Source organism: Paenibacillus sp. FSL L8-0641 (assembly GCF_038006265.1).
In the GTDB taxonomy this organism is placed as follows: domain Bacteria; phylum Bacillota; class Bacilli; order Paenibacillales; family Paenibacillaceae; genus Paenibacillus; species Paenibacillus polymyxa_D.
In genome coordinates, this window is sequence record NZ_JBBOUW010000001.1 from 269,142 (window position 1) to 293,398 (window position 24,257).

A 24,257-nucleotide genomic window follows, 5' to 3' on the forward strand; every position below is an offset into this window, starting at 1 on the left:
GAGGGTGATTCTTATGTTGGCAAGTGGATTGTTATTGATACGTTTGGTGGTTGGATTATTATTGGTGGGGCATGGAGCGCAGAAGCTTTTTGGGTGGTTTGGCGGCTATGGTCCAAAGGGTACGGGCGGTTGGATGGAATCGATTGGCATTAAGCCCGGAGTATTCATGGCAGTGGCTGCTGGGTTGATGGAATTGTTGGGAGGAGCTCTATTTGCTGTAGGATTGCTCACTCCACTGGCTGCATTGTTGATTACGGCGACTATGCTCGGAGCAATTTTCAAAGTACATGGCCAAAACGGGATCTGGGCAACGGCTAATGGCTATGAATATCCGCTAGTTCTTATTGCAGTTGTAATCGGTATTGCGTTGACAGGAGCAGGTTCATATTCCATTGATGCAATACTTAGATAAAACATGATGTTTAGGTCATTAAAAGTCATCAACAACAAAAAATAAAGGTTCCTACGATTAAAGGAGGGTTTCATATGTCACTTCAAACTACAGGTATCCATCATATTACTGCTTTTGCCGGTAATCCGCAGGAAAATGTCGACTTCTATGCCGGCGTCCTGGGACTTCGGTTAGTGAAGAAAACGATCAACTTCGATGCTCCTGAGGTTTACCACTTGTACTTTGGCAACGATGCAGGGAGTCCTGGAACGATCATTACCTTTTTTCCTGCACCAGGAACTCCCAAAGGGCGAATCGGAGGAGGCCAGGTGGGCATAACCTCGTATGTAGTACCCCCAGGTTCACTTGATTTTTGGCAGCATCGTTTGCAAAGCTTGGATATTCAAGTTACGAAAACGAGCCGTTTTTCTGAACAATATCTTCAATTCGAGGATAATGAGGGTTTACGTCTTGAGCTTGTTGAACGTGAAGAGGGAGCGAATAGTACTTGGTCTTACGGTGGCATTTCAGCCGATAAAGCAATTAAGGGGTTTGGAGGTGCCGTGCTATTTAGTGTCAATCCACAGAGAACGATGGATGCATTGGAGAGCATACTCGGATTTACGAAAATCGCTGAAGACGCCGAATATGCGCGTTATCAGTCTGTAGGAGAAATCGGCAACATCGTGGATGTCCCACTCGCCAAAATAGGTCTAGGCTTTGGTGGAGCAGGCACGGTACATCACATTGCATGGCGTGCAAAAGACTTCGAACAACATGAAGAATGGAGAAGCGCAGTCCAGCATTATGGCTATAAGCCGACTCCAATCATAGACCGCCAATATTTTAATGCTATATATTTCAGAGAAGCGGGCGGCATCCTATTTGAAATTGCTACAGATCCACCGGGATTTGCTAACGATGAACCTGCTGAATCTATGGGGCAGAAATTAATGCTACCAGAGTGGTATGAACCGCAACAGGCTCAAATCGAGGCGAATCTGCATCCTATTAAAGTGAGAACATTAACTGGAAAACAACAGTAAACGAAACGGCTATTGTTTCGCCCCCAGAGGAAACAGGATTAAACCTACTTTGACAAAATTGGTCATAGTGGGTTTTCATTTTTTCGAGTGCTCCAGATGAACCTCCCCCCAATCATACATACTGCGCAATATGGGGACGAAATTTGCTCCGTGAGCTGTTAGCGAGTATTCAACACGGGGAGGGATTTCTTTGAATACTTCCCGATGCACAAACCCGTCTTCTTCTAATTCTCTTAGCTGCTTGGTTAACATCGCTTGTGTGATATCAGGAAAGGCGCGTTTAATCTCACCGAATCTTCTGGTACCACGGGACAGAAACCATAAAAGCACTATTTTCCATTTGCTTCCAATGATTTTCTGAACCTTTGTTAAGGGGCAATCTGTAAAATGATTCAGATTCTCACTCATTTATTCCATCTCCTCCTCGTTTGTATCCCAGAAAACCCTATGAAATCAATTAGTATGATTTTTGATAGTATCTACTATAAATATGCCTACTTGTTGTTTCGATACCTTTGGCTTAACATTACATTAGCATTAAGGCTTTGACAAGCCATATGGAAATATTCTGGGGGCGAAGAAGATGAACATTAATATTCTATACGGTCACCCTTATCCTAAGAGCTTTAACAAAGCGATTTTGGAGCAGGTGATCGCTCATCTAAACGTACGAGGGGCGAATGTTAAGGTAAAAGACTTAATCCAAATGTCATTTAATCCGACGGTAGGCTTAAAGGATTTAGAGGCTAAGGTCACAAACGTATTGCCAGAGGAGATAGTAAAAGAACAGGAGGATTTATTGTGGGCAGATGCCTTGATTATTATTTCACCGGTATGGTGGGGCGGATTTCCCGCTGTTATTAAAGGATATATAGATAGAGTGTTCACAACAGGACTCATACGCTCTTCTGATGGTGTATATGGGCTTGAGGGCAAGAGGGCCTACTCGATTTTTACAACAGGATCGTCAGAAGACTATATTCGTATATCACGTCAGAAAGATATGCTCTACGCGGCGAACGATAATTTGTTTGGGTTCGCTAAGTTTTCGGATGCTGAGATTAAGCTTCTTTACTCGGTGCCGCGTGTAACCTTGGAGGAACGAAAAGCAATGCTGTTGGATGTCAATCGATTTGTCGATCGTATTTTTGATATGAGACCGGGAGAGGGGGGCAGTACGAGGGATAGCCTTTCTCTTCAAGCTTTGGAGCATGATTTGGCTAGCCATTAGATTATGTAAACTGAAGGGTGTTACTTTGGAAAAATGAAGAACACCCTTATGGGTGTTCAGGCTGTCGAGAAAGTCTCGACAGCCTATTTTATGTTAATTTTGTTTAAGACGACACCGCGTTAATGTTGTATAATATAGGTAACTATTGTAGAACGGATGGTGTTGATATGCTACGCTCCAACCGCGAAAAACAACAATCCTACGAATTTGTTTCCATCGAAGATCTGGTTCCTCAAGATCACTTGCTCCGCAAAGTAGATAAGTATATCGATTTTTCGTTTATCGATGATAAAGTTCGACCACTGTATTGTGCAGACAACGGGCGTCCTGCCATTGATCCTACCGTATTGTTTAAAATGATCTTTCTCGGTTATTTCTATGGCATTCGCTCAGAACGGCAACTCGAGCGAGAAATTCAGACGAACCTAGCTTATCGTTGGTTTCTGGGGTTGGGCTTAACGGATAAAGTTCCGGACCATACGACGATTAGCTGGAATCGTCGCACTCGCTTTAAAGACACCACGATCTTTCAAGATATCTTCGATGAAATTGTGCTGCAGGCGATCTCTCACCGAATGGTGGGTGGGCGTGTTCTCGTCACCGATTCCACACACGTCAAAGCCAATGCTAACAGGCACCAGTACACCAAAGAACAAGTGTTGCAGAATACTAAAGACTATATGGACGAGCTGAACGAAGCGGTGAAGGATGACCGGAGAAACCACGGAAAAAAGCCTTAAAATCCCGAGAGGAAGTGAACGAAGAAAAAGAAATTAAAGTGAGCAAAACAGACCCGGACAGCGGCTATATGATCCGTGATGGCAAGCCCGAAGGCTTCTTCTATCTGGACCACCGCACGGTGGATATGAAGTACAATCTGATTACGGACGTGCATGTGACACCAGGGAATGTACATGATTCTGTCCCCTATTTGTCCCGTTTGGATCGCCAAAGAGAACGTTTTGGTTTTCAAGTAGAAGCTGTTGCACTAGATTCAGGTTATTTAACAACGCCGATTTGCCGAGGTTTGCAGAACCGAAAGATTTTTGCCGTGATTGCTCACCGAAGATTCCATCCCAGACAAGGACTGTTTCCGAAATGGAAGTTTGAATACGATGCCAAACGCAATGCGTATAGATGCCCAGCCCAACAGGAACTGCCCTACCGAACGACGGACCGTAAGGGATACCGGCAGTATGCCTCTGACCCAGCTCAGTGCCAGCATTGCCCACTGCTAAGTCAGTGTACCCAGTCTCGAAACCACCGCAAAGTGGTGACTCGGCATGTCTGGGAAGACAGCAAAGAGTGGGTACGGAGCAACCGGCTGAGCCCATCTGGTAAAAAGCTGTACCGCAAACGAAAAGAGACGATTGAGCGAAGCTTCGCGGATGCCAAAGAGCTCCATGGGTTTCGCTATTGCCGTTTGCGCGGTCTTCCAAACGTCAGGGAACAAGCCCTTATGACGGCAGCCGTGCAGAACATGAAGAAGATGGCGATCCACCTAGATCGCCTGGAGAAACAGGGGTAACCCCCCCTGCTTCTCCAGAGACCAGAGCATTATGATGTGAAAAAGAAACCCACGTCTCAAAATGACGGGGTTTCTCGACAATCTGAACACCCTTATGGGTGTTTTTTCGTTAGATTTCCCGGTGTTACCCGTGTAATATTTTGCTTGATAGACTTAATTTTCTCCTCAGTAAAGACTCCTGAATCCAGCAGGTCCAGAATGGAGAGCACGCCGCCGCGAGAACCCCAGCTGCCTTCTTCAATGACCTGGAAGGATACCCACCAAGTCGGGGATGGTTCCGGTACGCCAAGTACTTGAGTCAAACTGCCAAGAATATTTTCAAGCACTTTTTTGCGAACGTCGTTAGGCCAGTCACCACCCATCACCAGAACATTGATAGTAATTACATCAGGTTCTGGCTGATCCGACAGCAATTGCCCGCCAATTGCCATGTAATCTATTGGACGTTCAGTGAAATGGACCTGAAACCCTTCTCTTGCTGGCGGACAATATTGACCTACCTCTGGAACGAGAACTGCATCCGTCAAACCTTCTGCCAAAAGACGACGCTGTTCAAGCGTTATGCGGCCTGCTTGATAATTTACATTGATCATGGTCATGGTCTGATATCTCCTTATTGAGGTTTAACTAAGCGATGTCTTGGAATTCTTTATGATATCTGTATCCAAGGCTTCATCTTGGCAAACTCATTGATATTTGTTGATATCGTTAATATAAAATGGTGATAAGCCCTTGTCAACACTAATTATTATAATAATATATATTTATATAATATATTGATTAGATGTGAAGCTAGTTTAAATGGGCTATAATTATGTCTAGTCTAATGAAAGCATGACATACTACAGAGATTTGCTAGAGGTACTAGGAGGCATAATTTACAATGGCGAGACAGTCAGGAAAAACCAATACAATGTTTGCGGTATTAGGCATTCTGAGTCTGGGTCCTCATACCGGTTATGATATAAAGCAACATATGGAGCAGAGCACTAGTTATTTTTGGAATGAGAACTATGGTCAGATCTATCCCAGCCTTGCAGAGCTACTGGATCGAAAAGATATTGCAGTCGAGGTCATTCGACAGAAAGGCAAGCCTGACAAGAAACTCTACAGCATTACCGATCAGGGAAGGCACACGCTGTCAGACTGGCTTTCTCAGCCAATGGAGCATGTGGTGATGCTTAAAAAAAATGAGCTGCTGTTGAGGGTGTTTTTTGGCGGCAATTCTTCGCCTGAAACGATTATAAAGCACATACAGGAGTATAAAGAAAAGCTAGTGGAAAGCTTGCATATTTTTGAAGAACTTGAACGTTGGCTTATCAACGTAGAGCATAAAGACCATAACCACAAATATTGGATGATCACAATGAGCTATGGTAAGAGTCAGTTTAGCAGTTTAATTAGTTGGTGCGATGATAGCATTAAAATATTGAGTTCTTAGCAGTAGGTAAAAACTCATATGTAATGAATAATCAGAAAGCATGCTGAACTATCATGAGGAATAGAAAACTAGTAACGACAATTCTTGTCGTCTTCTCCGCATAGGGCCTTGACTCCTCCATAAAGCTGCTTTGCCAAGTTGGGCTCGCACCTTTATGGAGGAGTTTTTTTATCCCGTAAGGAGGATGCAATTATTCCACCAGCTTTTCAGACTTCACTAGCATTTCTCGTAATACGTGAGCGACTCGACTTTTCCGGTTCGCTGCTTTCTTTTTTATCAAGTGTAATGACTTTTTGTATGCATGAGTATGGCTTTGATCGTAGAACTGTTTGGCTGCAATGTGTAGTGTTCTTCTTAATAACAGTGCTGATGAGCGTGTTAACCTAGAGCGGAATCCCCTGCGCAATACCCGCAATGTATTTTTGTAGGTCTCGAAATCCTCGGATGGAGGGATAAGGGCAAATAAATTTAACGAGGAGTCATTGAAACCGTAGGTTTCATACATGATCCTCAGATTTTCCGTATTTAAGACGTTTCCTCTGAGATAGGTTGGATGTTCCTGATGATACCCGACCACCTCTTTGATGCAATAAAAAGGGATCTTCAAGCGATGCAGTCTATAGCCAAGGTCCCAGTCTTCGAGTCCATAGAGCACAAACCGTTCATTGAAACCTCCAATACGAATCAAGTGACTGCGTCTGATGGCTACACAACGAGTAACCAGCAGCATCCAGGGGGCTACGTCCGTTGAGGCAAATTGTTTCTGCGTATTCGGAGGAACCCTTGTGGGACTAACTACTTTAGACAGTGCACCCGTTTGGTGAAGGATATCTTCTGGGGTTATGATCGGAGTAATTTCGTTTGCTGCTTCATAGTCAGCATTCCATAAGTTGGACTGCGTAAGTATGTTGCGACATTGTTCTTTTTCTTCAGGAGAAAAGTCAGGGTAATAATGGGTAAAAGCATCGTCCCACGAGTGAGGAATGCCTGAAAGCACGGACTTGGGATATTTACGGTGATAACGGCTCACGATCCTAATAAATTCCGGTAATACTACAAAGTCAGCGTCGCAGAAGATGATGTATAGCCCTCTTGCACGGCGCAGTCCCAAATTTCGAACGGCAGATCGACCGCGTTGTTCCTGATGTGACACATAGATAAGAGGATAGGATGCTTTGAAGTCTTCGACCATTTCTCTCGTTCCGTCTGTAGAACCGTCATCAGCTACAATGACTTCGAATAGTTGCTTTGGATAGGTTTGTGTCTCAAATGAAGCGAGTGTAAGCAACAATTGCTGGACTCGATTATAGGTTGGAATGATGACGCTGTAGCGGATAGCCAATATGATCTCCCCCCCACCATTTTTATTAGTGAACGTATGAACAAGATAAATAATAACAATGTATTCAAGGATTTTAGCCTGGTCTAGTCAAACATCCCTCAAGGTTCGAAACAGGCTTGGTCTTATCGCGGAAGTTAAGGTGGGAGTTCTGTATTTTCTGCTAATTTGCAGGTACGTTCAGTGGTGTTATGTATGTATAATCATGGTATTATGCATAGAGATGTAAAGTAAAAGCGCGGGCGTTTCCTATCCGCTGAAAGCCCACTCAGCATACAGAAACAAACATGAGATGAAATGGGCAAGTTATGGTAAACTATATGGAGTTATAGAAGACCTGAAAGAGGAGTACTATATGACACAATTTGTCTATAAGCAAATTATTGACGATCTCAAGATGAAAATCTTTGCTGGAAAGTTTGCAGATATGAGATTGCCAGATGAACGTAGTCTTAGTGAGACTTACCAGGTTAGTCGTAGTTCAATTAAACGTGCTCTGACTAAAATGGAGAATGTCGGAATTATTTTTAAAAAACAAGGTTCCGGGACATTTATTAATCCATTATACATAAGAAATGAATCTATCTTTAACTACGAAGGCTCTAATCTAGGAGTCACTGATAATTTTCAAATGCATGGTAAAAAGCCAAAAATCAAAGTACTGAGTTTTGAGGTCATTCCGCCAACAGAAGAATTACAGCGCGATTTGTTCTTGGAGACTCATGATTTTGTATACAAAATTGTCCGCTTACGTTTGTTTGATGATGATCCTTTTATGATTGAAACAGGCTATATCCCTATTAAAATTGTTCAGAATTTAAATCAGACTATTATCGAGGGGTCCATTTTTAATTATTTGGAAGACTCGCGGAACTTGGCCGTCACCAAATCTTTTTTATCCATTTTTGCAGAACCGTCCCAAGAGAATGATCAAAAGCTGCTACATTTAAATGAAAATGAGCCTGTAGGTATTATGGAAGGTGTGTTCTTTTTAGATAACGGTACGCCATTTGAGTTTTCTCATATGCGATTTCATTACAAATATTTAAAATTTAATACCTTTGTATCGGTTCACTAATGATAAGACTGGAGAATTCTCCGGTCTTTTTTTTATAATTTTGAGAAAAGGATTGGAGCCTGCGATTGCAACGTTTATTACAAATTTTATTGGTTTATACTTCTATATATTTTAATGTAAGAGCTTTTTTACTGTCTTTTTAATTTATATTTCATAGTATGTTCAAAATTTCACAAAATTGGACCGTATCACTTGTGAAAAAGGTTGAATTTAATCGGCGCGGCGTTATGATGTACATGTAGATGAAATTTCCGGAAATAAATTACAAACAATACTACTTAGGGAGTGGACACCATGTCATTATCACCCGTGTTAGCAGATTATTCATCTAAAACATATTTAGAAAAACTTGATGCATATTGGCGTGCAACGAACTACATTTCGGTAGGTCAGCTTTATTTAAAAGATAATCCTTTGTTGAGAGAGCCTTTAAAAGATTCAGATGTGAAGGTTAAGCCTATTGGACACTGGGGCACAATTCCAGGACAAAACTTTATTTATGCACATCTAAATCGTGTTATTAATAAATATGATTTGAACATGCTTTACATTGAGGGCCCTGGTCACGGCGGTCAGGTTATGGTTTCAAATTCATATCTGGATGGAAGTTACACCGAAATCTATCCGCAAATTACGCAAGATATCCCAGGTATGAAGAAATTGTTCAAACAATTCTCTTTCCCTGGCGGTATTGCTTCACATGCTGCTCCTGAAACACCTGGATCTATCCATGAAGGTGGAGAATTAGGCTACTCCCTTTCTCATGGTGTAGGTGCCATTCTGGATAATCCTGATCTGATTTCGGCTGTTGTTATTGGTGATGGCGAAGCTGAAACGGGTCCACTAGCCGCTTCGTGGTTCTCTAACAGATTTATCAACCCGATCACGGATGGTGCAGTGCTGCCAATCTTGCACTTGAATGGCTTTAAGATTAGTAACCCAACGATTATGTCTCGTCAATCGAAAGAAGAATTGACCTCATACTTTAAAGGTTTGGGCTGGGAGCCATTCTTTGTTGAAGGTGAAAATCCGGATCACATGCATCCAGAAATGGCGAAAGTATTGGATACGGCCATCGAGAAAATTGAAGCTATTCAAAAGAATGCGCGTGAAAATAATGATCTTACTCGTCCAGCGTGGCCGATGATTGTATTCCGTTCACCTAAAGGCTGGACGGGTCCAAAGGAATGGGACAACGTGCCGAATACAAATTCATTCCGTGCCCATCAGGTTCCAATTCCGGTTGATCAAAAAAATATGCAGCACGCACCTGCTTTGTTAGAATGGTTGAATAGCTACAGACCAGAGGAATTGTTCGACGAAAACGGTCGTTTAAACTCTGAGCTTGCTGAAATTCTGCCTACAGGCGATAAACGTATGGGAATGAACCCTGTTGCGAATGCGGGTAACCTCATTAAAGACTTGAAGTTACCGGATTTCCGTAACTATGCGCTGGATAATTCCGTACCTGGTAAAGTGATTGCGCAAGATATGTCGGTTTTAGGGAAATACGTTAAAGATGTGGTTGTCTTAAATGAAGAAAATCGTAATTTCAGAATCTTCGGACCGGATGAAACAATGTCTAATCGCTTGGCTCCTGTTTTTGAAGTAACCAAACGCCAATGGATGGACCAAATTATTGAACCTAATGATGAATTTTTGTCGTCCTATGGCCGCGTAATTGACTCCCAATTATCCGAACACCAGGCTGAAGGATTGCTGGAAGGTTATGTGTTAACTGGTCGTCATGGTTTCTTTGCAAGTTACGAAGCTTTCCTGCGTGTGGTTGACTCAATGATCACCCAACACTTTAAGTGGCTGCGTAAAGCAACGGATCAAGGATGGCGTGCAGATATCCCATCATTGAATGTCGTAGCAACTTCAACGGTGTTCCAACAGGATCATAATGGGTATACACACCAAGATCCAGGTTTGTTGGGTCATTTGGCTGATAAAAAACCGGAATTTATTCGGGAGTATCTGCCAGCGGATGCCAATTCCTTGTTGGCTGTTTTCGACACCATTTTAAACGACCGTCAAAAGATCAATTTGATTGTTTCGTCCAAACACCCACGTCCACAATGGTTTACTGCTGATGAAGCGAAGGAATTGGTGGATAAAGGGTTGAAGATCATTGACTGGGCAAGTACAGATCAAGGTGGAGAACCTGATCTTGTCATTGCTTCTGCTGGTACAGAGCCAACGATTGAAAGTTTAGCTGCGATTTCCATTTTGCATGAAAAACTGCCTGAATTGAAGATTCGGTACATCAACGTGGTAGATTTGCTGAAACTGAGAAGTCAAAAACTAGACCCGCGTGGATTATCTGACGCCGAGTTTGATCACTTTTTCACAAAGGATAAACCAGTAGTTTTCGCTTTCCATGGTTACGAAGGTCTGATCAAAGATCTGTTCTTTGATCGTCACAATCATAACTTGCATGTACATGGTTACCGTGAGAACGGCGATATTACGACACCATTTGATATGCGTGTATTGAATCAAATGGATCGTTTTGACTTAGTGAAGGAAGCTGTTCTCAACTTACCTGACGCTGGGAAGTACACCAACATTGTGGATGAAATGGATGCTACGGTTAAGAAACATCATCAATTCATTCGCGAAGAGGGCATTGACTTGCCAGAGGTAGAGAACTGGGTATGGAAAGGCTTGAAATAAAAATTAAGACGCTTCAACTTTGTGTTGGACAACCAAGCAATTCAGCATGAAGTGGAATATATGATTTGGTAGCGGTATACGAGTGCCTGACTCCTTGAATTCAAGTATGATTTCAACGGGGATCAGGCACTTTTTGATGTAGCATACAGAGAATTTAATAGGAAAGTCACGAACTGGTGGGTAATAAGTATAGGAGGAACCGAGTCATTTGCTGTATTTTTCTGAGCATTAAAGGTGTTGCGGTATAAGAGAATAGTAAAGGAGGCTGTTAATATGAACGATCCAATTCCGGAGAAGGTATTGAATGATGGCACTAAGGTGCCCGTGATTGGATTTGGGACTGCTGGATTGAAGGGTGCAGATGGAGTCAAGGCAATTACCAGCGCGATTGATGCAGGTTACCGTCTGATCGACACAGCGTTCAACTATGAAAATGAGGGTGCTGTCGGGAAAGCGGTCCAGCAGAGCTCTGTGCCCAGAGAAGAATTGTTGATTTGCTCCAAACTACCAGGTCGCCGACATGCTTACCAAGAAGCCATTGTAACGATCGAAGAGTCATTATATAGAGGAGGTCTGGACTATTATGATCTGTACCTAATCCATTGGCCGAATCCCCAAATTGATCGATATGTTGAAGCATGGCAGGCGTTAATTGAGGCGAAGAAAAGGGGCTATATCCGTTCCATTGGGGTGTGCAATTTCTTGCCCGAGCATAATGAACGTTTAATTCGGGAAACAGGTGTCACGCCGAGCTTAAATCAAGTTGAATTGCACCCATTATTTAATCAGGAACATCAGCGTGCAAAAGATGCTGAACAGGGCATCGTGACGGAATCGTGGAGCCCCTTGGGTCGTGGTCACAGTATGCTGGAGAATGAAGAGATTGGGAAAATTGCTGCTGCTCATGGTAAAACGACTACACAAGCGATTTTACGTTGGCATATCCAACTTGGAGCAATCCCGATCCCGAAGGCCTCTTCTTTAAATCACCAAACGGAGAATTTGGATATTTTTGATTTTGAGTTGTCTCCAGAGGAAATGAACATGATTTCGGCATTTAGCAGTGAGGATGGACGGATATGGGAGCAGGACCCCAAGTCCTATGAAGAACTATAATCAAGACAATAAAATAGAAGGGTTCAAAAATCTGTCGCGGGTTTTTGGACCCTTTGCTTTTATCATAAAACGAACACACATCCGAAAGTGATCAGTGGGTCAGTATATAGAGCTATAATGAACATTTTTTACCGGATTTGATGTATGATATGGTGGAATGTAGTCCTTTCGAAGGAGGTCATCATGGGAATTTTGTCGAGGTTTAGGGATATTATGAAAATGAATGTTAACGCCTTAATGGATAAGGTGGGAGATCCGGAGAAAACCATTGACGATTATATGCGAAATTTGAACAGTGATCTAGGCAAGGTGAAAGCGGAGACGGTATCAGTATTGGCTGATGAGAGAAGGGCGAAAAGAGCACTGGATGAATGCAAAGCCGAGATCAAAAAGCTCCAGTATTATGCCAGTAAGTCTGTGGAAGCTGGTAATGAAGAGGAAGCTCGAAAGTTTCTGGAGAGGAAGGGTTTGCAAACGGAGAAATTGGAACAATTACAAACGTCCTATGACTTAGCTTCAGTAAACGCCGTGAATATGAAACAAATGCAGGAGAAGTTAGTGTCCGATATGGGGCAGCTAGAAGCGCGTAGCGCTGAACTTAAAGGGAAGCTGGCGGTTGCCAAAGCACAGCAAACCTTGAATTCTATAGGCAACGGGAATTCTGCTTTTGAGGTTATGGAAGAGCAGGTGAACAGAGCGTATGATGAGGCGATGGCTATAGCCGAGCTGCGGGCAGGAACGAAGGACGACCTGGATGCTTTATTTGCACAATACAAGAAGAGTACGAATACAGAAGATGAATAACAAGTATCTACATGAAGAGGTGAGCAGATGCCGGTTATCGAATACAAATGCCCCAACTGCGGCAGCGGTATGGTCTTTGACAGTGAGACAGGGAGGTTATCCTGTCATAGTTGCGGAAGAGAGGACAATATCGAATCTATTCCTGATCCTCTGATAAATCGTATTTTTTCAGAAGATGAGGCTCATGAGTATCATTGTAATAACTGCGGAGCGGTGATTATGACCGAAGTGGAGACGAGTGCAACGGTGTGCAGCTTTTGTGGTTCTGCCGTGGTTCTCGGGGATCGACTGACTGGGAAGCTGGCTCCAGCGCAGGTTATTCCTTTTTCAATCAGTAAGGAAGAAGCCATAGCTGCTTTCAAAAAATGGTGTAAGAATGGCCGTCTGACGCCGAATCGGTTCATGATAGCAGACCGAATCAAGGGAATAACCGGGATGTATGTGCCTTTCTGGTTATATGAATTACATAATAAAATTGAGGTTCAAGGTGAAGGTACCCAAGTGCGAACCTATACGAGTGGAGACTACGAATATACGGAAACGAAGCATTTTGATGTATATCGGAAAATCCGTTTGAATTATGTAAAGGTTCCGATTGATGCTGCGGAGAAAATGAACGACGAGTTGATGGATAAATTGGAGCCATTTCCATACGATCAGCTAAAACCCTTTAAAACGCCATATCTAGCAGGTTATATTGCGGAGAAGTACAGTTATAACGAAGAAGAGCTTTTCCCGCGAGTTAAAGAAAAAGTGAAGGAATATATTGATGCTTATATTCATTCTACGGTGTCAGAGTATACGGCCGTGAGTTATACGGAAAAGCAAGTTGATACTACATTAAAACAAGCGGATTATGTCCTGCTCCCGGTGTGGGTCATACACTATGACTATAATCAATTGGAGCATACGTTTGCTATGAACGGACAGACGGGCAAGGTAGTCGGTAAGCCTCCGATTAGCAAGTTCAAGGTGACGGCTTGGTTTGCAGGCATTTTCGGAATTACTCTCTTTTCATTAAGGTTAATCACTTGGTTGATGATGGGAGGAGAATTCTATTGAAAAGACATAGAGCCATTGTAGCCGTTTTGTTGTTCTTTGCTGTTTTTCTGGCGCTTCCTATGGAAATGAAGGGCGAACCAGCAACGACAGAAATGAAGCCATTGATTTATGACGAAGCGGGTTTGCTCAATCAGGAAGAGTATGATGTGTTGAACACGATGGCTAATCAATACGGGGCTGAAAGAGAAACGGACATTATTATTTATACAACCCCCAATCCCGACAATATGGATGTTATGAAAATGACGCAGGACTTTTATGATGACCATGGCCCAGGGTATGACAGAGCTCATGGGAACGCGGTTATTTTAACGATGGATATGAGAAATAGAGAGGTATACTTGGCTGGATTTTATAAGGCAGAACGGTATCTGGATGATGACAGGCTTACTAAAATACGCCATGAGATTAGCCCGGATCTGACGAACGGCAACTATGGGGTGGCATTTCAAAAGTATATTCTAGGCGCGCACAAATATTTGGCGATCCGTCCAGGGGTGAACCCAGACAGTATATTTTTTAAAGGCTGGCTTCATTTGGCGATTGCACTGGGATTGGCGGCGATGATCGTGGGCAAGATGGTTTCCAATTCTGGCGGTCGGGTTACGGTAAATCGACAGACCTACGAGGATGCGAACGCTTCAGGAGTTCTGGAGCATCGAGATCAGTATCTTCACACAACGACAACGAAACGGAAGATTGAAAAGAGCAGCAGTAGCAGTAGCTCAGGCGGTGGTGGCGGAACTACCAGCGGCGGTCATTCGCATAGCGGCAGCAGAGGATCATTTTAACTGGGGATTTTGCAAAAATCCAATAAGCGACTTTCAATGAACAATATATAGATCGAAATGGTCTAGTTCGTCTATATATTGCACTTTGGAGCGACTGGAATCGAATTTTGCAAAATCCTGAACGGAAAGGATGGATACAGTATGGGATTCTTCAGAAATCAATTTGCAAATGTTGTAGAATGGGAAGAATTTAGAGATGATATGATTTTCTGGAAGTGGAGTAATTGTGAAATTAAAAAAGGAAGTAAGTTAATTATCCGCTCCGGTCAAGACGCGATTTTTGTAAATAACGGCAAAATAGAGGGTGTTTTTGAGAATGAAGGGTCATATAACATGGACTCTGACATTATTCCATTTCTATCCACCTTAAAAGGGTTTAAATTTGGTTTTAACAGTGGTATGAGGGTAGAGGTCTTATTCGTTAATACGAAGGAGTTTACTGTCAAATGGGGGACGCAGAATCCGGTGCTGATCCCGACTCCCCAGCTGCCAGGCGGTATGCCGATCCGTGCCAATGGCACATTTAATTTTAAAGTGAACGATTATGTTACGCTCATCGATAAGATTGCCGGAGTGAAGGACAGTTATCTCGTTGAGGATGTGAAAATACGGATTACTTCGGTGTTGGATCAGTTATTGATGAAGTGGATCAGCAGAGAAGGAAAGGACATGTTCAATCTGCAGGCGAATGCTTCTGACATTTCAAAAGGTATTCAAGAAGATCTGGATATGCAAGTGATGGACAATGGTATGACGATTACTGGCTTTCATGTGATGAGCTTCAATTATCCTCAAGAAATCCAAGATATGATTACGAAGACCGCTTCACATGAAATGATCGGTAATCTGCAAAAGTACCAACAAGTGACGATGACGGACGGGATTGCATCGGGTAATGTAAAAGGCGGCGGTGCAGCTTCGGATATGGCGAGTATGATGATGGGGATGAATATAGCAAATGAAATGATGAAAAATTTAAACCCGAACCCAAAGCCTTCGGCTGAGACTCAGCCTACACCTGCTGATCCCCCTTCATCTGGAGACGGGAATAAGCCCAATTTTTGTCCGAATTGCGGTACAAAAAACGAAGGAGCTAACTTCTGTCCGAATTGTGGACAAAAATTGAACGGATAACATAGCTACGGCCAAGCTTCTTTACAAGTCAAAAGGCAGTTATCGCAGAGTATCTTCTGTGATAGCTGCTTTTTTATGTAGTTCGTTCAAGTATTTTCTTTATAAATCTGATTTATTGGATTGAAAAAGGTACTCAGGATAAGGTACTATAGCTGTATAGTATGTATTTATATTAACTAATTAGTTATTACATTAATAAATTATAGGTATAGGAGCAACGAAGATGACCAAATTCCAAGATCAAATCATTGCGCGTTACAAGTTTGATGATGCAGAGAACGTCGGCAAAGATAGCTCAGGGCAAGGTAACGATGGGGTTGCTTCAGGCACAGTAACACCCACAATTTCCCATGCTACCGGTAGAGCGGCATTGACGCTTGAGGGAGGCCCCAACGGTACCTCGTATATCCAGCTTCCTTCCGATCTATTCAAAGATGTAAGCGATAACACCGGTGTGACGGTTACTGCTTGGGTCAACTTCGGCAGATTCACAGATATGTGGGAACGTGTTTTTGATTTTGGTAAAGCCCATACAGGGCCATATATGTTCATGACACGGAATCTGCGCGGAACCCTTTTCACCGAGGCGGATTTGTCCGTAGACCCGGGAAGAGGTTTTGTCAGGGATGAGTGGATGCACATAGCCTTGTCCGTAATCGGTACAGAAGGCGGCACATTAAGCAGTGCGGGTCCGGTGGTATATGTCAATGGTGAGGTGGTAGCGGACGGTTCCATCAGTCAAACTTCCAGCGGTAACTATGCCAAGCTGCGTAAATGGTTCGAAACGTTTACAGACTCGTCCAACTACAGCAACAATTTTATTGGTCGCTCTCAGCATGCGGCGGATGTAGACTTTGCCGGCTCCGTTTCAGACTTTCGAATTTATAAAGCAGGCTTGTCGGCAGATGAAGTCATTGAGGTCATGTGCGATTCGTTGACAGATGAAGAGATCGTGAAGCTTGCCAGAGATAAATATTTGTCCTTTCCGACGACGATTGTGACCAAGGACTTATCTCTGCCAACCGTTCTGATGGGTGGAAGAGTAGAAGTGACCTGGAAATCCAGCCAACCTGGTATACTCTCTGACAATGGTCAGGTGCAGGCGATTACCTCCGCACAAGGGGTTACCGTCACAGCTTTATTGACGAAGGGCCTAAGCCAGATTGAAGAAAGCTTTGAAGTATCCATTCTTCCTGAACAGCTGCCTCCGTACACGCTGACCATTCATGGAAATAAGGAAGTGCTGGATGTCAGCGAAGTGATGTACGGCTTGTTCTATGAAGATATCAATAACGCAGCAGATGGCGGGATATATGCGGAACTCGTTCAGAATCGCTCTTTTGAATCTTTCGAGTTTGATACGTATTCCCATGCTTCCGGTGAATGCGGCTGCTCTACAGGACGGAACCGCAACCCGTTGTTCGCCTGGTCTGGTGATACGGACAAGATGACTCCACAACATAGCGGTGGATTAAATGAGTTCTTAGGTGCAAAAGACAAAGAAGTGAACTCCTATTATGTGACGGTAGCGGATGGTGCAACGATTCGGAACAAGGGCTTTTCGGATTCTAATCAGAATTGTGCCATGTCCATCCAAGAGGGTGATAAATATGAGTTTACCATCTGGGCGAAGGCCGATTCAGCGGGCACAATCACATTGCAACTGCAAGACTCGAATGAAAAGGCTATTAGTGATTCGGTTACGATACAGGTGGAAGGCGGTAACACGTGGAAGAAGTACGGCATCGATTCCAAGCTTGTGCTGACAGGCTCAGCTACGGTTCTCGGGCAGCTGGCGCTTACATTTGAAGGGGACATTTCGGTTGATATGGTTTCTTTATTCCCACAAGATGTATGGGGCGCAGGAGAGGAAGAGCAATCCCCATCGGCACATGCTAACTTCCAGGGAAATCCTAACTACCGATTGAGAAAAGATTTGGTGAACGCACTGGTCGGCATGCATCCGAAGTTTCTGCGTTTTCCAGGTGGTTGTATTTCCGAGGGTTCGTTTATATGGGAAAACGTATACGATTGGAAGGAATCGATTGGGGATATCGAGCTACGCAAGGAAAACTTTAATGTATGGGGCTATATGATGACCATGGGACTTGGTTATATGGAATATTTCCAGTTGGCAGAAGACCTGAATGCAGCTCCGCTTCCGGTTATGGCCTGCGGCGTGCTCTGCCAAGCCCGCTCGGATTATGCTCATCCCGCTGGAGGCGCATTAAGAGAATACTATATTAAGAACTTTACGGATCTGATCGACTTTGCGATCAGTGTGGATTTTGAACATAATGAATGGGCTGCTATGCGTAAAAAAATGGGCCATGAAGCACCGTTCGATCTGCGTTATTTGGGTGTGGGTAACGAGAACTGGGGCACAGAGTTCTTTGCCAACTTTGAAGTGTTCAAGACATCGATTGATGAGTACATGGAGAAAAACTATCCGGGTTATGAGCTGCATATCATCTCTACGGTTGGCGCTCAAGCGGACGACGATGCCTATCAGCAGGGCTGGAAGTTCCTGAGCGGTAATATGAAGGGCTCGGCTAAGGTTGCTTTTGCTGATGGTAACCAGGTGACGGAAGAGACTGTTACCTGGTATGAGAAGCAAAAGGACTATATGGACACCATTGCAGACGAGCACTACTATCGTTCTAACGAGTACCTGCTGAATAACGTGGACCGCTATAACTACTACTACAGAGCTTATAACGCGGACGGTAGTATCAATTGGAAAGCGACATCAAAGGTTTTTGTCGGGGAGTACGCCTCAACCGATAAAAATACATTGGCAGGCGCTGTAGCAGAGGCAGCGGTGATGACGGGCTTCGAAAATAATGCCGATGTCGTTCGGTTGGCTGCCTATGCACCGCTGTTTAACAAGGTGCTGACAGATGGAACCTACAGATGGACTCCAGACTGCATCTGGTTCGATGACGAAACGGTGTGGTTTACGCCGAACTACTATGTACAGCAAATGTATGCTAAATATTTGGGAAATAAAGTATTGCGCACTTCTTTCTCTACTTACAAACATGGCAAGCCAACGGATCTCATTCCTCAGGGTGGCATTGAAATCGCGACAGGCAATGCCGACGTTATGATTAAGCGTGTCACCGTTACCTCTAACCAGGACGGCAGTGTGCTGCTGGATCAAGATTTCGCCCAGGAATTAAATTCGGCCTGGCAGGTCATTCCTGGTTCCGTGGGCTACACAGTGGAGGAAGGCAAGGGGCTTGTGCTCAAAGCTCAGGATAGCGGTCTGAATGGTCTGTACATCTTGAACGACAGCTGGAGCAATTACAAGGTAGAGGTGATCGCCTCCCGCATTTCCGGCACGGACGGTTTTTATGTGGGTGCGGGTCTCACGGATATTTCTGCGGAGAAAAAGGACGTTGTCGAATACGCGATCGGCTATGGCGGCAAGGCTACCGGCGTGAAGGTTTACAAGCAAGGCATAGAAGGCTACACATTGGGTGACTACTCTTCCAGTATAGCCGCAGGTAACTTGAGAGCGGCCAGCTATGAAGAGTTGGCCGACAACACGGACTACACCATAACAGTGAACTATGGCGGTGAAACAGGCAGCAACCTGATTTGCTCATATACCGACGGCGAGACAACCAGCAAAGTGCTGGACTACAAGCTGGAGGCTTACAACAGAGACGTGTTCAACTCGGTAACCCAAGATGCTGAGCATGTATACGTGAAGCTGGTGAATGCCGACAACGTGGATAAGGCAACACAGCTGAATCTACAAGATTTGAGTGTTGAGTCCATCGCTAAGCTGATTACACTAACTGGCGATTCCTCGCTTGTTCATGTACCTAACGTGAACAAAAAGAATGATGAGAAGGTAGTGCCTACCGAACAGCAGATCACGCTTCATAGGGATTCTGTTCTCTTAGACTTACCGGCCAACTCGGTAAATGTGCTGGTGCTGGATCTTAAACCTTTTCCCGCTTAAAAACAAAAAGGGGTGTCCCAAGTAGCCTTTCATGGCTTTTGGAACACCTCTTTTTTTTTCTATGAATAGAGTCGGAATGTTGAGTTGATTTCCCCGACAGGCATTACTGCGTGCTTCTGTTTACCAATTCACGCGGGTTGATGCCATCGTCTATCGTTAGCGGGGTAGGGGCTCCCGTAGCGATTCGCTCCCAAGGCACCATTTTAAAGTTCTGATTTAACTTTTTGCCATTTTGAAGATTTTCGTCATCTTGTGCAACGAAGATACCATGAGGGAAATTCCTACCTAACCCGTAGCCAAGAACATCAATACCGTCTGTGACAGACGTACCGTCAACGATTGAGCTTGCGCTGATCGTGAAGTTGCTTATATATGCATTGTCGCCTTGTCGTTCATAGATCGCATAGCTACTGTTTCCTTGGCTGGAGGCCATAAGATATCCTTTGCCATCTTTACCGTAATACAATGTAAGTCCCTCTATGTCATCGTGAAGTCTGCGCCCATCTGCAATATCCACACGTCGCAGCGGCTCGGTTGAACCGTCTGGCTCGGCACTATACTTCCAAATAGCGTAATCCTCTTCAGCGATGTAGACCGTGCCATATTCATCATCAGCAACCATGCCTTCAGATTGCGTACTCAGCTTGAACTGGCGGACAAGCTTACCTGCAATTTTGCCGCTTCCGTCATCAGTCAGCTCATATTGTTCAAATTCACCCTCTTTGCCCAAAACGAGCGCGTAAAATTTATCTGTCTTGAGGCTATGGTATAGGCTGAATCCGTATACTTCTTTCATAGATGCTTTAATAGGTTTGCCAACCACGTTGGTCAGCTTTCCTGATGCACCGTCAATGGCAAAGATATCGATCGTGTTGTTGGTTCGATTGGTCGCCCCTGCGATATCTATTTTTTTTCCGCCCAAGGTGAAACCGTAACGAAGATCCACGTTATTCATTTTTCCGACCTTCATGTTTTGCAGTTGCTTGCCTTCCAGATCATAGACTAAAATCCCGCCGCCTTTATTGGTTGCTAAAATTCTACTTTTCTCTGGATCGGCCGGGTTGAGCCAGATTGCAGGGTCGTCGGCTGCGTCTTCTCCATCCTCCACAGCTTCTGTTTCAGCAGAAGGGATCACTTTATAGGTGGGGACTGCGTCCTTAGGATCTGCATATTTGCTGTTCTCTGCTTCAAGCGCTGTAAGAAGTTTTGTAGGAAGATATACATTTCCATTCATCATCTTAATTTCCCGGTCCGCTTTTCCGCTTAGTCCAGCTAGACGATATTGCTTCTCACCCACTGTAAAGGTTCCGACAATGCCATTTTTCAGCTTGACCAAAACAGACTGGTCATCACTGTCCCATGTAATAGTCGCCCCCATTTTATCTGCCTGTGTTCGTAGTGATGCATACCCGGATGGCTGAATGTCTGCCGCATGGGTCAGTTCTGGTGATACCAGAACCCCTGTTAACATGGCTAATAATGCGAGTTTAGTTGACTTCATATGTATGCCCCTTTGCTGAAGTGAAAATGATATAACCGACTCAGTATAAAGCGAGAATATCAAAAGGATACAATGAAAATGTAAAGAGAGTGTAAAGGAGGTGTAAGCATTCAATGAACTGGTTTCCAGTATTGTTGTCTATAATTCTTTGGAGACATTCCGAATTTTTCTTTAAAGCATTTGGAGAAATAGCTTGCTTGGGAGAATCCCGTTTCCTCCGTAATTTGTTGGACAGACCAGTCAGTTTGCAGCAAAAGACTGCGTCCTTGATCCAGGCGATAATCCATTAAATACTCAAGCGGTGTGCGCTGGAAGGCGACTTTCATACATCTAGCAAGATAATTCTGATGTACGTGAAAATGGGCTTCCAAATCCTTATTGGTGATCGTATTCTTGTAATTCTGTTTTAGGTATATTTCGATCTGTTCCGCCAACTTAGAGGAGCTGTCTTTATTATTCTGATCATACTCCAAACTCTGGAAAACATTCACAAACGTCTGTTGGGCCTCCCATAGTGCCAGTTTTCTAGGTTTTAAAGTAGAGGCTAGTAAATAGTCTAATTTCGAAAATAGCTCATGTGGATTCACCACTTTTTGAATTTTAGGCAAATGAATGGTCGTATGTTCTGAATGAAAATGCAGCTCGGGAATGGGAGTGCTGGGTATAATAGGATTGGACGAGGATTGTGCGCACCACATGCTATTGGTTTGAAAATGGAACCAGTAAAAGGAGGTTTGTTCTGTACATGCCTCAATGGGAAAATGATGTTTATCCGGTTCAAGAATGAGAGCGTAATTTTCAGTTACCTTCCACACTTCGTCCTCTTCGCCAATGTGCAGCAACCCTTCTTTAATGATTATTACGTCAAAATAACCCAGATTATACCTATTTGGATGCCAATCTCCTTTTTGATATGTAGTAAAATTCCCCTCAATGAAATAAGGCAGCGGAGGGACAAGGAATGATAGAAAGTCTGTTTTGCTCATGGAAGCCAGCTCCTTTGTGTGTGAAATCGTATAAGTTTTAGTTAAAGATCGCGATTTTTTTTATAAATTCAGGTTGATAAAATAAGGACTGTAGCAAGGGGAACTCAGGTTAGCTTGTACGATATTATCAATACTTTATCCTTATTTTTCAAAAAATGAAAGCGTTCTATTTACAGGAAGGGATGTTTATCCAATGAAAACGGCAAAGCCAGTTAAGCATGTCATCGTTGACGATTTATTTTGGAAAAAGTATAAGCAGGTTGTGGCGGAAGAGGTTATTCCTTATCAGTGGAAAGCATTAAATGATGAATTACCAGATACAGAACCCAGTCATGCGATTGAAAACTTTAGGATTGCAGCCGGGGAATCCAGTGGGGAGTATTATGGAACTGTTTTTCAGGACAGTGATATTGCCAAGTGGCTGGAGACGGTTGCCTTTAGCTTAAGGGATCATCCGAATCCTGCGCTTGAAGAGCGGGCTGATGAAGTGATTGAATTGTTGGGCAGAGCTCAAGCTGAGGATGGGTATCTGAATACGTACTATCTGCTTAAGGAACCCAATAATCGCTGGACGAACCTAAGAGACAATCATGAGCTGTATTGTGCAGGGCATTTTATAGAAGCGGCTGTTGCTTATTATGAAACGACGGGCAAAACGAAGTTTCTTCACATTATGGAGAAATACGTAGACCTGATTCAGCAGGTTTTTGGTACGGAAGAAGGGAAACGGAAAGGCTACCCGGGACATGAAGAAATTGAGTTGGCCTTGATCAAATTATACGACGTAACTGCAAAGGATCAATATCTCAAATTAGCGCAATATTTTATTGAACAGCGGGGACAGCATCCTATTTACTTTGCAGAGGAACAAGAACAGAGAAAACATATTCAAACAGAGCCCACCTGGAATGATGAGAACAACATTAATTTTGGTTTAGGCTTCGAATACCAGCAAGCACACCAACCTGTGCGGGAACAAAAAGAGGCAGTCGGCCATGCAGTAAGAGCGGTGTACCTGTATATTGCGATGGCGGACTTGGCCGCGAAAACAGGGGATGCTTCCCTGTTACAAGCCTGTGAAACGCTGTGGGATGATGTCACGAATCACAAAATGTACATCACCGCAGGGATCGGTTCTACTGTAAACGCGGAAGCGTTCACTTGCCATCACGATCTTCCTAATGACAGCATGTACTGTGAGACTTGCGCCTCTGTAGGGCTGGCCTTTTGGGCCAATCGTATGTTGCGCTTAGCGCCGAACCGGAAATATGCCGATGTGCTGGAGCGTGCGCTATACAACGGGACGATTAGTGGGATGGACCTGGACGGGAAACGATTTTTCTACGTGAATCCGTTGGAGGTTAATCCCTTTCAAAAATCCAGAAAAGATCAAGAGCATGTAAAAACAGAACGGCAAAAATGGTTTTTCTGCGCCTGCTGTCCGCCCAATTTGGCACGAATGATTGCATCGGTTGAGGACAATATGTACACCCAAACGGACGATACGTTGTATACGCATCTGTACATTGCCAGCAAGGTGAACATGACTTTATCTGGTCATGAGGTTGAAATTACACAAACTCATCATTATCCATGGGATGCGGATCTAACCTTTTCGATCCATGTAACAGAGCCAACTCCCTTTAAATGGGCACTGCGAATTCCAGGGTGGTGCAAGCAGGCAGAGGTAAAGGTGAATGGGGAAACCATATCATTAGATCGTCTGGAAAAAGGCTATATCGAGATTCAGCGTACTTGGAAGGACGGAGATGTGGTAACTCTGCATTTGGCTATGCCAGTTGAGCGCATTCGGAGCAATCCGCTGGTCTCCATGAACCAGCAGCAAATTGCTCTCCAACGCGGACCAGTCGTGTTTTGCCTGGAAGAAGTGGATAATGGAGCGAATTTGGCAGGATTAAGATTGACGAAGGATAGTCTTATTACGGAAGAGTTCAGCGGAAACCTGCTGGGTGGCATTGTAAAGCTGACCATAGAGGGACACCGGGTAAAAAATTCGAATGCATTATACAGCTCGGAGCCCCCTGAATTTGTTCCTCAACAAATTACCGCCATTCCTTACTACGCCTGGTGCAATCGGGCTAAAGGGGAAATGCGTGTATGGGTTTATGAATCATAATTCATTCGCATGGGGAGAGG

The 24,257-nt window shown here is 43.8% G+C and carries 19 protein-coding genes; 14 read left to right on the forward strand and 5 right to left on the reverse strand.

What is annotated here, in order from left to right; translation table 11 throughout:
• Window positions 1–13: 13 nt before the first annotated feature.
• The gene (locus MKY16_RS01185; protein WP_029516933.1) at window positions 14–412 is read left to right on the forward strand and encodes a DoxX family protein; all 399 of its coding nucleotides are present in this window, start codon (window positions 14–16) and stop codon (window positions 410–412) included.
• Between the two features lie 74 nt (window positions 413–486).
• A complete protein-coding gene (locus tag MKY16_RS01190) occupies window positions 487–1,437 on the forward strand; it encodes a ring-cleaving dioxygenase (protein WP_340953730.1) in 951 nt (316 codons plus the stop codon).
• A gap of 75 nt (window positions 1,438–1,512) precedes the next feature.
• On the opposite strand, the gene MKY16_RS01195 is transcribed toward MKY16_RS01190, so the two are convergent.
• A complete protein-coding gene (locus MKY16_RS01195) occupies window positions 1,513–1,845 on the reverse strand; it encodes a winged helix-turn-helix transcriptional regulator (protein ID WP_340953732.1) in 333 nt (110 codons plus the stop codon).
• Window positions 1,846–2,020: 175 nt separating this feature from the next.
• Between MKY16_RS01195 and MKY16_RS01200 the strand changes: the two genes are divergently transcribed.
• Entirely contained in the window at window positions 2,021–2,668 is a 648-nt protein-coding gene (locus MKY16_RS01200; protein ID WP_165149348.1) for an NAD(P)H-dependent oxidoreductase, read from the forward strand.
• Between the two features lie 167 nt (window positions 2,669–2,835).
• A protein-coding gene (locus MKY16_RS01205) for an IS1182 family transposase (protein WP_241113430.1) occupies window positions 2,836–4,196 on the forward strand; the annotation gives its coding sequence in 2 pieces (ribosomal slippage) (window positions 2,836–3,403 and window positions 3,403–4,196; 1,362 coding nt in all).
• Between the two features lie 92 nt (window positions 4,197–4,288).
• Here the strand turns inward: MKY16_RS01205 and MKY16_RS01210 are convergent.
• Complete coding sequence (locus MKY16_RS01210; protein WP_340953735.1) at window positions 4,289–4,795, reverse strand: tautomerase family protein; 507 nt, start codon at window positions 4,793–4,795, stop codon at window positions 4,289–4,291.
• A 284-nt stretch (window positions 4,796–5,079) separates the two neighbouring features.
• On the opposite strand from MKY16_RS01210, the gene MKY16_RS01215 reads away from it, so the two are divergent.
• A complete protein-coding gene (locus MKY16_RS01215) occupies window positions 5,080–5,637 on the forward strand; it encodes a PadR family transcriptional regulator (protein ID WP_165149344.1) in 558 nt (185 codons plus the stop codon).
• Window positions 5,638–5,827: 190 nt separating this feature from the next.
• On the opposite strand, the gene MKY16_RS01220 is transcribed toward MKY16_RS01215, so the two are convergent.
• The gene (locus tag MKY16_RS01220; RefSeq protein ID WP_340931165.1) at window positions 5,828–6,979 is read right to left on the reverse strand and encodes a glycosyltransferase; all 1,152 of its coding nucleotides are present in this window, start codon (window positions 6,977–6,979) and stop codon (window positions 5,828–5,830) included.
• A 352-nt stretch (window positions 6,980–7,331) separates the two neighbouring features.
• On the opposite strand from MKY16_RS01220, the gene MKY16_RS01225 reads away from it, so the two are divergent.
• The 8 genes from MKY16_RS01225 to MKY16_RS01260 all read left to right on the forward strand — a co-directional run bounded on the left by MKY16_RS01225 (window position 7,332) and on the right by MKY16_RS01260 (window position 19,613).
• Window positions 7,332–8,054 carry a GntR family transcriptional regulator gene (locus MKY16_RS01225; RefSeq protein WP_023986502.1) on the forward strand — a complete coding sequence of 241 codons (723 nt, stop codon included), beginning with the start codon at window positions 7,332–7,334 and terminating at the stop codon, window positions 8,052–8,054.
• Window positions 8,055–8,348: 294 nt separating this feature from the next.
• Window positions 8,349–10,733, forward strand: coding sequence for a phosphoketolase family protein (locus MKY16_RS01230; protein ID WP_241113452.1), 2,385 nt, complete (start codon window positions 8,349–8,351; stop codon window positions 10,731–10,733).
• Between the two features lie 273 nt (window positions 10,734–11,006).
• The gene (locus MKY16_RS01235) at window positions 11,007–11,849 is read left to right on the forward strand and encodes an aldo/keto reductase (protein WP_165149340.1); all 843 of its coding nucleotides are present in this window, start codon (window positions 11,007–11,009) and stop codon (window positions 11,847–11,849) included.
• 183 nt (window positions 11,850–12,032) lie between these two features.
• On the forward strand, window positions 12,033–12,653 hold the full coding sequence (locus tag MKY16_RS01240) for a PspA/IM30 family protein (RefSeq protein ID WP_340953738.1): 621 nt from the start codon (window positions 12,033–12,035) through the stop codon (window positions 12,651–12,653).
• A gap of 27 nt (window positions 12,654–12,680) precedes the next feature.
• On the forward strand, window positions 12,681–13,715 hold the full coding sequence (locus MKY16_RS01245; protein ID WP_340953740.1) for a TFIIB-type zinc ribbon-containing protein: 1,035 nt from the start codon (window positions 12,681–12,683) through the stop codon (window positions 13,713–13,715).
• Window positions 13,712–14,506 (forward strand): TPM domain-containing protein, encoded by a 795-nt coding sequence (locus tag MKY16_RS01250; RefSeq protein ID WP_340953743.1) that lies wholly within the window; start codon window positions 13,712–13,714, stop codon window positions 14,504–14,506. Before MKY16_RS01245 ends, MKY16_RS01250 begins: the two co-directional genes overlap by 4 nt.
• A 141-nt stretch (window positions 14,507–14,647) precedes the next feature.
• Window positions 14,648–15,640, forward strand: a complete 993-nt coding sequence (locus MKY16_RS01255; RefSeq protein ID WP_340953749.1) for an SPFH domain-containing protein — start codon at window positions 14,648–14,650, stop codon at window positions 15,638–15,640.
• A 223-nt stretch (window positions 15,641–15,863) separates the two neighbouring features.
• Window positions 15,864–19,613, forward strand: coding sequence for an alpha-L-arabinofuranosidase C-terminal domain-containing protein (locus tag MKY16_RS01260; protein WP_340953751.1), 3,750 nt, complete (start codon window positions 15,864–15,866; stop codon window positions 19,611–19,613).
• A 103-nt stretch (window positions 19,614–19,716) separates the two neighbouring features.
• On the opposite strand, the gene MKY16_RS01265 is transcribed toward MKY16_RS01260, so the two are convergent.
• Together MKY16_RS01265 and MKY16_RS01270 are read right to left on the reverse strand one after the other, a co-directional pair.
• Window positions 19,717–21,114, reverse strand: coding sequence for a phytase (locus tag MKY16_RS01265; RefSeq protein ID WP_340953753.1), 1,398 nt, complete (start codon window positions 21,112–21,114; stop codon window positions 19,717–19,719).
• Window positions 21,115–21,224: 110 nt separating this feature from the next.
• A complete protein-coding gene (locus MKY16_RS01270; protein ID WP_209949919.1) occupies window positions 21,225–22,100 on the reverse strand; it encodes a helix-turn-helix transcriptional regulator in 876 nt (291 codons plus the stop codon).
• A 193-nt stretch (window positions 22,101–22,293) separates the two neighbouring features.
• Here MKY16_RS01270 and MKY16_RS01275 point away from each other — a divergent pair, with 193 nt between their 5' ends.
• Window positions 22,294–24,237: a glycoside hydrolase family 127 protein gene (locus MKY16_RS01275; protein ID WP_340931172.1), complete on the forward strand. Its 1,944-nt coding sequence runs from the start codon at window positions 22,294–22,296 to the stop codon at window positions 24,235–24,237.
• Window positions 24,238–24,257: the final 20 nt, after the last annotated feature.